At 42.4% G+C, this 14,652-nt stretch carries 11 protein-coding genes; 4 read left to right on the top strand and 7 right to left on the bottom strand.

Annotated features, from left to right (window positions below; all coding sequences use genetic code 11):
* The first annotated feature begins 134 nt into the window (after nt 1-134).
* On the top strand, nt 135-392 hold the full coding sequence (locus FTU37_RS06760) for a hypothetical protein (RefSeq protein ID WP_257225235.1): 258 nt from the start codon (nt 135-137) through the stop codon (nt 390-392).
* 29 nt (nt 393-421) lie between these two features.
* Here the strand turns inward: FTU37_RS06760 and FTU37_RS06765 are convergent, their stop codons facing one another.
* The 7 genes from FTU37_RS06765 to FTU37_RS06795 form a co-directional block, all read right to left on the bottom strand.
* On the bottom strand, nt 422-1,825 hold the full coding sequence (locus FTU37_RS06765; RefSeq protein ID WP_180059701.1) for an efflux transporter outer membrane subunit: 1,404 nt from the start codon (nt 1,823-1,825) through the stop codon (nt 422-424).
* Nucleotides 1,826-1,835: 10 nt separating this feature from the next.
* On the bottom strand, nt 1,836-3,815 hold the full coding sequence (locus FTU37_RS06770; RefSeq protein WP_180124072.1) for a MacB family efflux pump subunit: 1,980 nt from the start codon (nt 3,813-3,815) through the stop codon (nt 1,836-1,838).
* Between the two features lie 2 nt (nt 3,816-3,817).
* Nucleotides 3,818-5,161, bottom strand: coding sequence for a MacA family efflux pump subunit (locus tag FTU37_RS06775; RefSeq protein ID WP_180124047.1), 1,344 nt, complete (start codon nt 5,159-5,161; stop codon nt 3,818-3,820).
* 137 nt (nt 5,162-5,298) lie between these two features.
* A complete protein-coding gene (holA, locus tag FTU37_RS06780) occupies nt 5,299-6,282 on the bottom strand; it encodes a DNA polymerase III subunit delta (RefSeq protein WP_180124048.1) in 984 nt (327 codons plus the stop codon).
* 9 nt (nt 6,283-6,291) lie between these two features.
* Nucleotides 6,292-6,825, bottom strand: a complete 534-nt coding sequence (gene lptE, locus FTU37_RS06785) for an LPS assembly lipoprotein LptE (protein WP_078192675.1) — start codon at nt 6,823-6,825, stop codon at nt 6,292-6,294.
* 202 nt (nt 6,826-7,027) lie between these two features.
* On the bottom strand, nt 7,028-9,649 hold the full coding sequence (gene leuS, locus FTU37_RS06790) for a leucine--tRNA ligase (protein WP_180124049.1): 2,622 nt from the start codon (nt 9,647-9,649) through the stop codon (nt 7,028-7,030).
* Between the two features lie 127 nt (nt 9,650-9,776).
* Nucleotides 9,777-10,118, bottom strand: a complete 342-nt coding sequence (locus FTU37_RS06795) for a DUF4124 domain-containing protein (RefSeq protein WP_249708160.1) — start codon at nt 10,116-10,118, stop codon at nt 9,777-9,779.
* Nucleotides 10,119-10,817: 699 nt separating this feature from the next.
* Between FTU37_RS06795 and FTU37_RS06800 the strand changes: the two genes are divergently transcribed.
* From FTU37_RS06800 to ilvC, 3 genes are all read left to right on the top strand, one after another.
* Nucleotides 10,818-12,545, top strand: a complete 1,728-nt coding sequence (locus FTU37_RS06800) for an acetolactate synthase 3 large subunit (protein WP_168378448.1) — start codon at nt 10,818-10,820, stop codon at nt 12,543-12,545.
* A complete protein-coding gene (gene ilvN, locus FTU37_RS06805; RefSeq protein WP_078189625.1) occupies nt 12,542-13,033 on the top strand; it encodes an acetolactate synthase small subunit in 492 nt (163 codons plus the stop codon). Before FTU37_RS06800 ends, ilvN begins: the two co-directional genes overlap by 4 nt.
* 109 nt (nt 13,034-13,142) lie before the next feature.
* Nucleotides 13,143-14,159 (top strand): ketol-acid reductoisomerase, encoded by a 1,017-nt coding sequence (gene ilvC / locus FTU37_RS06810; protein WP_078192867.1) that lies wholly within the window; start codon nt 13,143-13,145, stop codon nt 14,157-14,159.
* Nucleotides 14,160-14,652 lie beyond the last annotated feature (493 nt).

Raw genomic sequence — 14,652 nt, forward strand, 5'->3', positions numbered from 1 at the left:
CAATTAATTTGATGGCTTCAGCTTTAAATTCTGTGGTGTAAGTCTTGTGTTTCTTGCTCATGGTAAACTCCTGATGAGTGTGTTTAGTTTACCAAGTTAAAACCTCCTGTTTTTTCAGCACACATCAAAAGGTCGTGGGTGCAAAAGAAAGTTGGAGAGATACATGGAAATCATTTCGAATCATTTATCATTATAATTGGGTTCCAGCTTTATTTGCTTATCCATTTGATGTATGTAACTTTGTTGCACGAAGAATTTTACTGCATATCAAACCATTGCCCGTTTGGCATGAAGATGTAGTACGAAAAAACAAAATGGATTTAGAGCGCCCAGAGGAAATCAGCGCAAAAGATAATTTTGAATTTACGATGTTTAAAATGATGGATAAATAAAAAGCCCTTTCGGGCTTTTTTTATATTAATCAAGGCAACTGCTTAATCGGACTGCCACCCAACGCCTGCATCAAAGTCACATAAGCATTGTATTGACTTTGCTTGGTTTGAACCAAAGACAGTCGAGCATTACGTGTGGTCTCCTGTGCATCAAGCAAGTTTTTCAACGCAATTGCACCATTTCGATAACGTACTTCAGTCAAACGCTCAGTCTTTTCTGCAAGCTGTACATTACGCTCTTGCAAAGCAACTTGTTGACTGAGCTCAGTACGATTAGAAAGCGCATTTTCCACATCGGCAAAAGCCTGATACAAGGTCTGACGATATTGAATAATAGATTTTTCATAATCCAAATCACTAATCGCGAGGTCTTTCTTCATATCGTTATATTGCAAGAAAGGTAAACTCAAACTCGCACCCAAAGCCAAAGCAGGGTTTTGTAATAAGTTACTCAAAGAGGTACTGCTCGATCCTAAACTGCCAGTCAAACTAATCGAAGGGTAGTAACTCGCTTTCGTTGCATCTTTATTTGCCAAAGCTTTACGTAATCTTAATTCGCTCGCTTGTAAATCTGGACGGCGAGACAACAACTCGGCAGGTAAACCTGCTGCAATTGTCGGTAATGCAATTCGAGGTAAACGCTGCGGCTCTGAAATATTCAGTTGTTGCACAGGTTGATGTAATAACACAGCCAATGCAGTACGTGTTTCCACTTTTTGTTGGGCAATTTGGCTTAAGGTTGCTTTTTGACTTTGTACAGATTGTTCCGCTTGCGTTAGATCTAAACCTGATACGGCTCCAGCTTTATATTGCACCTTGACCAAGTCATAGGTTTTTTGCGTACTGGCCAAATTTTGCTGCGCAATACTGTAGCGCTCATTTAAATAGCCAAGTTGCCAATATAGGTTTGCTGTTGTTGCAATCAAACTTTGGGCAGTGGCTTGCAGGTCTTGTTCAGTTGCTAAAGCTTCCCATTTTGCGGCCTCAGTCTGGCTAGCCAAACGACCAAATAAATCTACTTCATAACTGACGCCACCACTGAGTGATACACCTTTTGAGGAATCATCACCTGAGTTAAGGTCAAAGTTATGTCCAGTAGAGACACTTGAACTCACGCGTGGCCCTTGTTTATTTTCAGCCAAACCTGCTTGTAGTCGAGCTTGCTGTAAATTAATACCTGCTACAGCAAGGTCTGTATTGGCCGCTAAAACTTGATTCACCAACTGGTTTAATTGAGCATCATTAAACAATGTCCACCATTGGTCAGCATAAGTATCTGCATGAACTTGCTGACTCATGGCTTTTGCATTTTGAAATTGCGTCGGGATTTGTGTTGCAGGAGCTTCGTACGGCGTTTTAACCACAGCGGCACAGCCGACTAAGCTACTTCCGAGAATGAAGGCACTTGCAAGTTTAGTTAAGGTCATTTGCATCATTATTTCCTTATTCGCGAGAAAGCGCATCGACAGGGTTAAGCTGTGCGGCATTACGTGCAGGAATAAAGCCAAACACAATACCAATCATACTTGAGCAGACAAATGCAGCAACGATAGACGTCGTTGAATAGGCCATTTGGAATGTTCCACCGGCAAAATGACTAATCAATTGTCCAATACCCAAAGATAATAAAACCCCAAGCACACCGCCTAAGATACACACCAACACCGCCTCAATCAGGAACTGCTGTAAAATGTCACTTTGACGGGCACCCACGGCCATACGTACACCAATTTCTTGAGTACGCTCAGTCACAGAAACCAACATAATGTTCATGACCCCAATACCACCGACAATCAATGAAATCACCGCAATAGCAGACACCAATAAAGTCATTGTTGCAGTGGTTTGTTGAATGGTTTCACGGATACTATCGGAGTTCTGTGTAAAGACATCTTGCGCGCCATGACGTTGCACCAACAAGTTCAATATGGCGTTCTCAGCCGCAGCACTTGGGTATTCATCTTTTACGCGGACAATGATGCTGCGTACATTCGACTGACCTAACATACGACTCATGACCGTTGAATACGGCAAATACACATTCAGGCTATCTGAGTTACCCATCATGCTTTTTTGTTCTTCGATCACGCCAATGATACGGCTCGGCACACTGCCTAACAAAATGACTTGACCCACAGGGTTGGTGCCATCGGCAAAGAAGGTATTTTTAGTATTACTATCAATCACCACATCTTGCGCTTGCTCAGTCACGCTTTCTTTATCAAAAGGCTGACCCGAAGCGAAGTTCATTCCTTTGACATAGAAGAAATCTTCACTCACGCCATTCACTGTGGTCGACGCTTCTGTATCTTTAAAACGTGCTGTAACAGATGAATTGACTGAAGGACTAACGCCATCGACATAAGGTTGTTCCGCAAGGGCCGTCGCATCGGCTGGAACCAATGTTTTGGCTTGCGATGATCTAGAATTATCACCAAATCCACGACCTTGATACACCGTAATGGTATTGGTCCCCAAGCTGCTGATATTTTCTAAAATTTGCTTTTGCGAACCATTACCCAAGGCCACCACGGAGACCACAGAGGCAATACCGATAATAATCCCGAGCATGGTGAGGAAGGTCCGCATCCGGTGTGCATTCATGGCAAGGATCGCCATACGGAATGCTTCACCAAGACGGTCAACGGCAGAGCGCCAACTCGAGGTTTTTTTCTGGGTGTTTGGAACGAGTTGTTGCTTTTCTAAAGGTTCATCATCTGTTTCAGGCACATTGGGCTGATCTGAAATGATGTTACCGTCTGAAATTTCAATAATTCGAGTCGCATTTTTTGCAACATTATGATCGTGCGTGACCAAAATAATGGTATGACCTTTGGCATTGAGTTCGCGTAAAATCCGCATCACTTCAATACCACTATTCTTATCCAATGCACCGGTGGGTTCATCGGCAAGAATAACGTCACCACCATTCATGAGGGCGCGGGCAATCGACACACGTTGTTGCTGACCACCCGAGAGTTGGCTCGGACGGTTTTGAGTTTTTTCACCCAATCCTAGGTCGGTCAGCAGTTGCTTGGCACGTGCATTACGTTCGGTTGCATCTGCACCGGCATAGATAGCGGGAACTTCGACGTTACCCGCAGCATTCAAATCACCGAGTAAGTGATAACGCTGGAAAATAAAGCCGAAATATTCACGGCGTAACTGTGCCAGTTCATCAGGTTCAAGTTCACGGGTTTCACGCCCCTTGACCTTGTAACTGCCATTGGTTGGCTTATCAAGGCACCCCAAAATGTTCATGAGGGTAGATTTACCAGAACCGGACTGACCTACAATCGCCACCAGTTCACCTGGGTAAATCTCAAGATTAACCCCTTTTAGAATCTGGACTGTGCTTTCACCAGCAGGGAATTCACGAGTCAGATTCTTGACCTCGAGTAGAGGCGTCTGATTTTGACTCATCATTACATTCTCATTGGGCCGCCGCGATTACTGCGTTTTGCAGAATCATTACTAGTGTCTGAACCGTCGGCAATCACGACTTGATCACCTTGTTTTAAGCCACGAATCACTTGTGCGGTCACACGGTTATTTAAGCCAAGTAATACGGGTTGAGGTTGCGCAGCGCCATCCGCTTGTAATACACGCACCATGGCAACGCTCGCTTTACCTTGTTTGACCAGTGCCTTTTCAGCTTCAGTCAGTTCTAAACCTTTAGGACGATTTGGATGGTCTTTGTTCGATTTAGCTTCTGCGTTGGCATTTTTATCCGCAGATTGACCATCGGTAGACGTATTATTTCGGCTACGTTGTGGACGGTTTGAGGTTTGTACGGCAGCGGCAGGTACCGTTAAGACATTCTTGGCTTCATCTAAAATGATATACACCTGAGCGGTCATATCGATACGCAATTTGCCATCTTCATTTGGGACATCAAATAACGCATTGTAGTAAACCGCAGTACTTGAAGACGAAGAGGTATTGCTGTTGCTTTCGGTGTTAATTGAATTTGGTGCAGGTTCAACTTGGCGCAGGGTAGCATAGTGTTTTGTTTCACTGTCGCCCAAGGTTGTAAAATAAACACTTTGACCTTCTTGGACTTTCATGACATCGGCTTCAGAAATTTCAGCTTTAATGGTCATGGTGTTGAGTTTTGCCAATTTCACAATGGTTGGCGCACTTTGGTTGGCGTTTACGGTTTGACCTTCTTCCGTCACAATCGCCACGATGGTGCCATCCATGGGTGCAACAATTTGTGTATAGCCTAAGTCTTCTTTTGCAGTCGCTAAAGTTAAACGTGATTGTTCGATTTGTGCATTAATGGCTGCAATATCAGCTTGCGCAGTTTTATAACTTGCTAGCGCAGATTCAAGTTCTGCACGACTAGTCGCGTCTTGAGCGTACATTGCTTGTTGACGATTATATTCAGCTTGGACTTTTGCAAGATTTGCTTGTTTAACTGCCAATTGCGCTTGTTGGTTTTTGATGCTGGCTTCTGCAGTTTTTAAATCATTTTCCTGACGTACCGAGTCAATTCGGGCAATCAGCTGACCTTGTTTCACTTCATCACCGAGTTGCACATACATCTTTTTCACCTGACCAGAAACCTGTGCACCAACACTCACCATTTTGGTTGCTTCAAGTACACCTGTTGCAAGTACAGAGTTTTCAATGTCACCACGACTCACTTCAGCAGTAATATATTGCGGCTGAGTTTCTTTAGGTTTTAGGAAATGCCATGCAGTGACAGCGATTGCCAAAGCAACGATGATGGCTACGATCAATTTTGCTGGTTTTATTTTTGGCATGATTGGCAGTTAAAAGTTTAGAAAGATGATTGAATTATAAGATTTAAATACGGATAAATTGTGAACTTTTTGAACAAATAGTAATGATAATTATTCTTTTATACTGGAATGCAAGTTATTACAGCCTTTTTATTAGACTAGAAGAGTCTGCGCCCACACAAGCTGGCAATAGCTTGTTGTACCAAATGCTCAGGATTTTCATGACCTAAACCTTTTATTGACGCGTCTAAACGAAGTAATAGGGCAGGCCAAGTCAAAAAATCGTTGGCATTTAAACGGCGTAACGCTTGTTGATACAGCCCGACTTTGGTTTTCCAAATACCAATTTGCAAGGCATTTTGTGGCTGCTCAAACAGTTGCATCAGCAAACGCATTTCCTTACTGATACTCCATAAAATCAGCGACATCGGCTCGCCTGAAGCAATTAAGTATTGAAAAATTTTAATTGATTGCGCCAAATTGCCTTGCAGCATGGCATCATTTAAATCATAGGTAGTGTAGCGTGACTGATCTTGTAAGCAAGAGTACAGATGATCTATCTGAATCATCTCTGCTTCAGGAAAAGTATCTGCGACACGCATTAAACTATTTTTTGCAGCCAGTAAGTTATGCTCATGATGCTGTTCTAACCATTGCCAAGCATCATTGGCGAGTTGAATGCCGAGCTTTTGCGCCTCGGTGGCTAAGATTTGCTGACGATCTTTAGGGTAGTTTGCAGTCAGTGCAACATTGACCCCATTGGCATCAATGGTTTGGAAAAAACTGGTCTTTAAACTCGCACTATCTTGCTTCGGCATTACCACGAGCAGCAAGTTGCTTTCATTTTGCTGCAAATAGCTTTTTAACAGTTTTAGCCCATTGGCATCGGGTTTAATGTTGCCATGTGCCTCAATAGCCAGTTGACTAGAAAATAATGACAAGCTGTTTAAAGCATTAAAGACATTTTTCCAATCGGCCGCAGAGCTAATGTCATACCGTTGACGCTCGATTTCTCGAACGTTCCAACTCTTACGAAATGCATCCAGGAGATTTTGTTCAAGTAATGGCTCTTGACCATGCAGCACCCAGGCACCTTGCGCTTCATCTACACGTTTTAATGCCTGAAGATAGTCAAGTTTCATAAATCAAAATTACTCAGCTTTGGTCGGTGCAGTTAGTGGATTCGCTTTCGGTAAGCGGTTTGATGAAATTTGGCGCACGATCTGTTGTGCAATGTCATCAATAATCACTTGTTTTAAATATTTTTCTTCTTGGTCATCGGTGTTCACGGTTGCTACGTCGTATTGGTAGCTACGTGTTGCCATCAATGTACGTGGTTCAGTCACAGGGTTGCCTTGGGCATCTTCAATTTGGAATGTCACGTTCAAGCGCAGTAAAGTTTCAACCAATTTACCATTGAGTTCTAAACGACGCGGAGTGTAATCCAACACATGTAAGACATAGGCATTTTGATTATTGCTCAATTGCACGCCTGCAGAGCCTAAATAAATCGCTAACTTTTCATGTAAGTCATCTGTATCTTCAGGAAGTGCCAATCGCATATTGGAATAGGCTACAGGTACAGCAGCAGGGTTGGTGCCTTTTAAATGAAAACCACAACCGACCATGCCTGCGCTCAGGCCCATAGTTAATACAATTGCAGCAACACGTTGAACCAAGTGCATAAAGTGTCCTCTGTTTCCCGAAGGGATAATGTTGAAATCCTGTGTGGATTGTAAAGTCAAAGCCCGTTGACTGGCAACGGGCTTTGTTTGGGAATTGTTTTTTAATCCCTCCCGACCTCCCTTTAAAAAAGGGAGGAGACCCGATTTTTTATTGGGAGCGGGAAGTCCCCCTTTTATAAAGGGGGATTTAGGGGGGATTAAATTAAACCACCAAATTCACTAATTTATTCGGCACCACAATTTCTTTTTTGGTTGGACCTGTCAAGAATTGTTGAACTTCAGGTAATGCTTTTGCTTGTGTAAGAATGTCATCTTTAGAGGCATCTACAGATACTTCTAATTTGCCACGAAGTTTACCGTTTACTTGCACCACAATCGTTTGTGTATTGCGAGTCAGCGCAGATTCATCTACAGCAGGGAAGCGTGCTGATGTTAATTCGATACCAAACTCAGCCAATAAAGTTTGGCTTAAATGTGGTGCAAACGGTGCAAGTAAAGTTAGAAGGGTTGTGATTGATTCACGTGCAACGGCAACGTCATTGTCATCTTTCGCTTCAAACTTATTGTTGGCATTCAAAAGTTCCATCATCGCAGCAATTGCGGTGTTGAAGGCGTGACGACGTGCAATGTCATCACCCACTTTTTGAATGGTTTCGTGTGTTTTACGACGCAAGTCTTGTGCAGCGGTAGATAGTGTCGCTTTGTCGATGTTTGCAGCAGAGTTGCCTTGTTCAAGGAAACCAGTTGCTAGTCGCCATACACGTTTTAAGAAGCGGTTTGCACCTTCAACACCAGCGTCAGACCATTCTAGTGATTGATCTGGTGGAGCAGCGAACATCATAAATACACGTGCAGTATCTGCGCCGTATTGATCAATAATCGCTTGCGGGTCGATACCGTTGTTTTTCGATTTCGACATTTTTTCTTGACCGCCAACCACGACGTCTTGACCATCACCTTGATATTTCGCAGAAATGATACGGCCTTTTTCATCACGTTCTAAGTCGATGTCGGCAGGGTTAAACCATGTTTTCTTACCTGACTCAGATTCACGGTAGTAAGTATCTGCAAGAACCATACCTTGAGTTAAAAGGTTAGTGAATGGTTCGTTGCCTTGTACCACACCTTCATCACGCATTAATTTATGGAAGAAACGTGCATAAAGTAAATGCAGAATCGCGTGTTCAACACCACCGATGTATTGGTTCACAGGTAACCAAGTTTGACCCGCTTCAGGTTTCACCATACCGTCAGTGAAATCTGGAGATGCATAACGTGCATAGTACCAAGATGATTCTACGAAAGTATCTAAAGTATCTGTTTCACGACGAGCATCGCCACCACAGCATGGGCAAGTGGTTTCATAGAATTCAGGCATTTTGTTTAGTGGATTGCCTGAACCATCTGGAACCACGTCCGTTGGCAATACAACAGGAAGTTGTTCTTCGGGTACTGGAACCTGACCACATTTTTCACAGTTGATCATTGGAATTGGACAACCCCAATAACGCTGACGAGAAACACCCCAGTCACGTAAACGGAATTGAACTTTCGAGTTGGCAAGTTCAGTCGGTTCTAATTTTGCAAGGAATGCATCATATGCACCTTGTAAATCTAAACCATCAAATTCGCCTGAATTCACCAGTTTGCCTTCTTTAGAACCGTACCATTCCTGCCAAGTTGTTGCGTCAAAGTCTGCATCGTCTGCACCTTTGGCATCAATCACTTGCTTGATGGTTAAGCCATATTTGTTGGCAAACTCGAAGTCACGTTCATCGTGTGAAGGCACTGCCATCACCGCACCTGAACCGTAAGACATCAAGACGTAGTTCGCGATCCAAACAGGAACTTCTTCACCTGTAACTGGGTGCTTCACAGAAAGACCAGTTGCCATGCCTTTCTTTTCAGCCGTCGCAAGATCGGCTTCTGCAACAGAACCCATACGGCATTCTTCAATAAATGCAGCAAGTTCAGGGTTTGTTTCAGCAGCTTTTAACGCCATTGGGTGTTCTGCTGCAACTGCAACATAAGTCACACCCATGAGTGTGTCAGCACGAGTGGTAAATACAGTTAAACCATCTGCATAAACGTCTGGATTCGCTGAAGGGAAGGTGATTTCCATACCCTGTGAGCGACCAATCCAGTTACGTTGCATGGTTAAAACTTGCTGTGGCCAGCCGTCTTTTAATGTTTCTAAATCGTCAAGTAATTCTTGCGCATAGTCAGTGATGCGGAAGTAGTACATTGGAATATCACGTTTCTCAACCAATGCACCTGAACGCCAGCCACGACCATTTTCAACTTGTTCGTTTGCTAAAACAGTTTGGTCTACAGGGTCCCAGTTCACTGTTGAAAGCTTACGGTAAATTAAACCTTTTTTATAAAGCTGAACGAATAACCATTGTTCCCAACGGTAATATTCAGGTGTGCAAGTTGCAAATTCACGATCCCAATCTACAGAAAGACCTAACTTTTTAAGCTGATTACGCATGTAATCAATGTTTTCAAAAGTCCATTTTGCAGGAGCGACTTGATGGGCAATTGCAGCATTTTCAGCAGGTAGACCGAAAGCATCCCAACCCATTGGTTGTAGCACAGTTTCACCTTGTAAGCGGTGGAAACGGCTGATCACGTCACCAATTGTATAGTTACGCACATGACCCATATGCAGTTTGCCACTTGGATAAGGGAACATAGAGAGGATATAACGACGTGGTCCTTCTACTTGGTCGGCAACTTTGAAGGCTTTGCGATTTTCCCAGTCTTGTTGGACTGTAGGTTCAATCGCACTGGCTTGATATTCAGGGTCAATATGAGTAGTCATAAACGTAAATAGAAATAACGGTTAAAAAGTTTGTGCTACAGCATAGCGCAAAATACGCCTAGAGTGAATTTTGCGATGCTGCCTAGATGTAAATAATTTAAGTCAAAATTGAAGGCTTTGGCGTAAATTATTGTGGTGCGGAGGCTACGGCTTGACCTTGGCGGAGCGCTGCATTGGCTTCGCGTTGTTGTTCCGCTAGTTGCTCATTTTGTTCATTCGACTGTTCGGCTTCACGTGAAACCTCTTCTTGGTTTTTTGCTGGAGTTGATTGCGTAGTCGTTGTTGCACCATAGGTATTCACTTTACCTTTACGCTGCGCATTTTTTGGCGGTGGCGTGGTGGTGTAATGCGTTGAACCTTTTGCATCCACCCACTTGTAATATTCTTTCGCTGAAAGGTCCAAACTGGTCAGGCAAAATGCCATGCTAGATAAAATACAGGCAGTGCGAGCAATCGTCGTCTTCATCATAAATTCAGTCCCAAAGTTAGAGTGATCATGCAAAATTATGCTGAAAATTTTGCGCTTTTTTGACAGCAGAATCTATGCATTTTTTAGCACAAAGGATAAAAGGGGCATCGTGTGGGATGAATAACTTTGTGAATGATGAATTGTGGAATTAATAAGCAATCAAAATATTGTGTTTTTATCATTTAATCCATGCCTTAAGTTGAAAGTGAGGCAATTGAATTAAAAACCCACAGCAATTCATTTAATTTATTTATTAGATTTATAAAAGTATTTTATTAAATACATGCTAACTGGTTATAAATAAACAAACTACAAAGAATGCAAAGAACGGGAGTGTGCTTAAAAAACAAACGGTCTGTAAGTAATCAGAAAAAAGCCCATTTTTAAACTTGACTTTAATGGTTGAAACTACAAAAATGCTGTCTTTAGTTTTATATGCCTTAGATCGATCACCCTTCGAATGAGTGCATTTTAGCAATGGACTTCTTCTCTAGCCGAGAGGTTGAACAAAGCCAACAAAATATGTTTATCCCAACATGTTTTAGACCCCATATTGCTCAAACAGCAAGCAGGTCAGATTTTTTTCTTATTGCTATGAAAACTATGAAATTTGTGTGCTATAACAGAGCACACAGTTAATGAATTAACCACGACAAATGCCCTCCATTTGTGCGTGAAAAAAGATTAGGGTGAATCACGTTGGAACTTTTATCTGGTGGTGAAATGCTTGTTCGCGCTTTAGCGGACGAAGGCGTTGAACATGTTTTTGGATACCCAGGCGGCGCAGTACTGCATATTTATGATGCGCTATTTCAACAAGAAAAAATCAATCATTACCTAGTGCGCCACGAGCAAGCTGCTGGTCATATGGCTGATGCTTACTCACGTGTCACAGGTAAAACAGGTGTCGTACTGGTGACATCTGGTCCGGGTGCAACAAATACCGTAACTCCAATTGCAACTGCCTATATGGACTCAATCCCAATGGTGATTTTGTCAGGTCAGGTTGCAAGCCATCTTATCGGTGAGGATGCGTTCCAAGAAACGGATATGGTTGGTATTTCGCGTCCAATCGTAAAACACAGCTTCCAAGTACGTCATGCAAGCGAAATCCCTTCGATTATTAAGAAGGCATTTTATATCGCTTCAAGTGGCCGTCCGGGTCCTGTTGTCGTTGATATTCCAAAAGATGCGACGAATCCTGCAGAGAAATTTGCTTACGAATATCCTGAAAAAGTGAAAATGCGTTCGTATCAACCGCCGCATCGTGGTCACTCAGGTCAAATTCGTAAAGCAATTGATGAATTGATTCATGCTAAACGCCCAATTATTTATTCAGGCGGTGGTGTGGTTCAAGGCAACGCTTCTGCACAGTTGACAGAACTTGCACATTTATTGGGTTATCCAGTAACCAGTACCTTAATGGGTCTTGGTGCGTATCCGGGCAATGATGAACAGTTCATCGGTATGTTGGGTATGCATGGTACTTACGAAGCCAATATGACGATGCACAATGCAGATGTGATTCTGTGTGTAGGCGCGCGCTTCGATGACCGTGTAACCAATAATCCAGCGAAATTCTGTCCAAATGCAAAAGTCATTCATATTGATATTGACCCAGCAACGATTTCAAAAACAATTATGGCGCACATCCCAATTGTGGGTGCAGTAGAGCCTGTATTGACTGAAATGTTGGCTCAATTAAAGCAATTGAATGTGTCTAAACCAAATCCAGAAGATATCGCGGCTTGGTGGAAACAAATCAATGAATGGCGTCAAGTTCATGGTTTGAACTATGATAAACCAACTGATGGTTCAATGAAGCCACAGCAAGTTGTTGAAGCGTTGGATAAAATTACCAATAGCCAAGCCATCATTACTTCAGACGTTGGTCAACACCAAATGTTTGGTGCGCTTTACTATAAATACACACGTCCACGTCAATGGATCAACTCAGGTGGTCTAGGAACCATGGGTGTAGGTTTGCCATATGCTATGGCAGCAAAACTTGCCTTCCCAGATCAACAAGTAGTGTGTATTACTGGTGAAGCATCGATTCAGATGTGTATCCAAGAACTTTCTACATGTAAGCAATATGGCTTGAATGTAAAAATTCTATGCTTGAATAACCGTGCATTAGGTATGGTTAAGCAATGGCAAGACATGAACTACGAAGGTCGTCACTCAAGTTCTTATGTTGAGTCACTTCCTGACTTCCCTAAATTAATGGAAGCGTATGGGCATGTAGGTATTCAAATTGATCATGCAGATGAACTCGAATCGAAGCTTGCTGAAGCAATGGCGATCAATGACAAGTGCGTGTTTATTAACGTGATGGTTGACCGTTCAGAGCATGTATATCCAATGTTGGTTGCTGGCCAGTCAATGAAAGATATGTGGTTAGGCAAAGGAGAGCGCACACAATGAGACATATTATCTCTGTACTTGTAGAAAACGAAGCAGGTGCGCTTTCACGTTTGGTAGGTTTATTCTCTCAGCGTGGTTATAACATTGAGACATTAAACGTAGCGCCAACAGAAGATCCGACGCTTTCGCGTTTGACTTTAACCACGTATGGTGATGAGCACAAAATTGAACAAATCACTAAGCAACTCAACAAGCTTGTAGAAGTTGTAAAAGTTGTTGATTTGTCTGAAGGTGCTCACATTGAACGTGAATTAATGTTAATTAAAGTCAAAGCACTCGGTTCAGCACGCGCAGAAATTAAACGTACTGCGGATATTTTCCGTGGACAAATCGTAGACGTAACGCCAACGACATATACCATTCAAATCGCAGGTACAACTGAAAAGATTGATGGTTTTATTGATGCCTTAGCTGAAAATACAATTCTAGAAGTTGTACGTTCAGGTGTTTCAGGTATCGCACGTGGCGAAAAAGTTTTAACTATCTAATTTTATATATTCACCTCACTCCTATGGGTGAGGTACTTGAAACGTGAATAATCAAACGGAATCACGGTATCAAGTTAAAGGAAACAAAAGCATTTTAGCGGAGACAGCAATGCAAATTTTTTACGATAAAGACACAGACTTATCTATCATCCAAGGCAAAAAAGTAGCAATCATTGGTTATGGTTCACAAGGCCATGCTCATGCGCTTAACCTTAAAGATTCAGGCGTTGACGTAACTGTAGGTCTACGCGCTGGTTCTACTTCTTGGAAAAAAGCTGAAAATGCTGGTCTTAAAGTTTCAGAAGTTCCTGCTGCTGTAGCTCAAGCTGACTTAGTTATGATTTTGACTCCAGATGAGTTCCAATCACAACTTTACCGTGACGTAATTGAGCCAAACATCAAGCAAGGTGCAACACTAGCATTTGCTCATGGTTTCTCTGTTCTTTATAACCAAGTTGTTCCACGTGCTGACCTTGACGTAATCATGGTTGCTCCAAAAGCACCTGGTCATACTGTACGTTCAGAATTCCAACGTGGTTCAGGTGTACCTGATCTTATTGCTGTTCACCAAGATGCTTCTGGTAATGCACGTAACGTTGCGCTTTCTTACGCTTCAGGTGTTGGTGGCGGCCGTACTGGTATTATCGAAACTTCATTCCGTGAAGAAACTGAAACTGACCTTTTCGGTGAGCAAGCAGTTCTTTGTGGTGGTGCTGTTGAATTGGTTAAAATGGGCTTCGAAACTTTGGTTGAAGCTGGTTATGCACCAGAAATGGCTTACTTCGAATGTCTACACGAACTTAAATTGATCGTTGACTTAATGTTCGAAGGCGGTATCGCGGACATGAACTACTCGGTATCAAACAATGCTGAATATGGCGAATACGTAACTGGTGTTGAAGTAATCAACGAACAGTCTCGTGAAGCAATGCGTAATGCACTTAAACGTATTCAATCTGGCGAATACGCGAAGATGTTCATCCAAGAAGGTGCGTTGAACTATCCTTCTATGACTGCTCGTCGTCGTCAAAACGCGGCGCATGGTATCGAAGTAACTGGTAACAAGTTACGTGCGATGATGCCTTGGATCCAAGCGAACAAAATCGTAGACAAAGAAAAGAACTAAGTTCTGATATCTAAGTCAAAAAGCCCTTGTTTTTAACAGGGGCTTTTTTATGCCTTACAAAAGACGGTATCAAGGCTGCGTGCCTCAAATGATGTAAGCAGTGCTTTTATTCCTTGCGCTTCACTCAGAACAGTGTTCTGAGTTTGCTCATACCTTGGATTCAAGCGAACAAAATCGTAGACAAAGAAAAGAACTAAGTTTTGATTTCTAAGTCAAAAAGCCCCCTGTTTTTAACAGGGGCTTTTTTATGCCTTACTGAAATCAGCATAAAGGCAAGTAAAACCGTTGATAAAGAGAAAAACTAATTTCTCCAATCAATTGATTTGAATGTGAAAGCCCACTCATTTGAGTGGTATTTAAATTTGCTAAGTACCTAGAAAGGATAAAAGGCAGTACGTGGCCTCTTTGCGTCCACAACAGTGATTTGCTTTTTGGGCTTCATTCAAAGCAGTACTTTTTCTTCCTTGTATTCAAGTAAAAAAAGTTGTAGAGC

Origin of the sequence: Acinetobacter sp. YH12097, from assembly GCF_013419225.1 — a bacterium.
GTDB classification, from domain to species: domain Bacteria; phylum Pseudomonadota; class Gammaproteobacteria; order Pseudomonadales; family Moraxellaceae; genus Acinetobacter; species Acinetobacter amyesii.

Coding starts and splice junctions, on each gene's coding strand:
- FTU37_RS06765 (WP_180059701.1), bottom strand. CDS start 1,825: ATGCAAATGACCTTAACTAAACTTGCAAGTGCCTTCATTCTCGGAAGT.
- ilvC (WP_078192867.1), top strand. CDS start 13,143: ATGCAAATTTTTTACGATAAAGACACAGACTTATCTATCATCCAAGGC.
- FTU37_RS06795 (WP_249708160.1), bottom strand. CDS start 10,118: ATGATGAAGACGACGATTGCTCGCACTGCCTGTATTTTATCTAGCATG.
- lptE (WP_078192675.1), bottom strand. CDS start 6,825: ATGCACTTGGTTCAACGTGTTGCTGCAATTGTATTAACTATGGGCCTG.
- ilvN (WP_078189625.1), top strand. CDS start 12,542: ATGAGACATATTATCTCTGTACTTGTAGAAAACGAAGCAGGTGCGCTT.
- holA (WP_180124048.1), bottom strand. CDS start 6,282: ATGAAACTTGACTATCTTCAGGCATTAAAACGTGTAGATGAAGCGCAA.
- FTU37_RS06770 (WP_180124072.1), bottom strand. CDS start 3,815: ATGAGTCAAAATCAGACGCCTCTACTCGAGGTCAAGAATCTGACTCGT.
- FTU37_RS06775 (WP_180124047.1), bottom strand. CDS start 5,161: ATGCCAAAAATAAAACCAGCAAAATTGATCGTAGCCATCATCGTTGCT.
- leuS (WP_180124049.1), bottom strand. CDS start 9,649: ATGACTACTCATATTGACCCTGAATATCAAGCCAGTGCGATTGAACCT.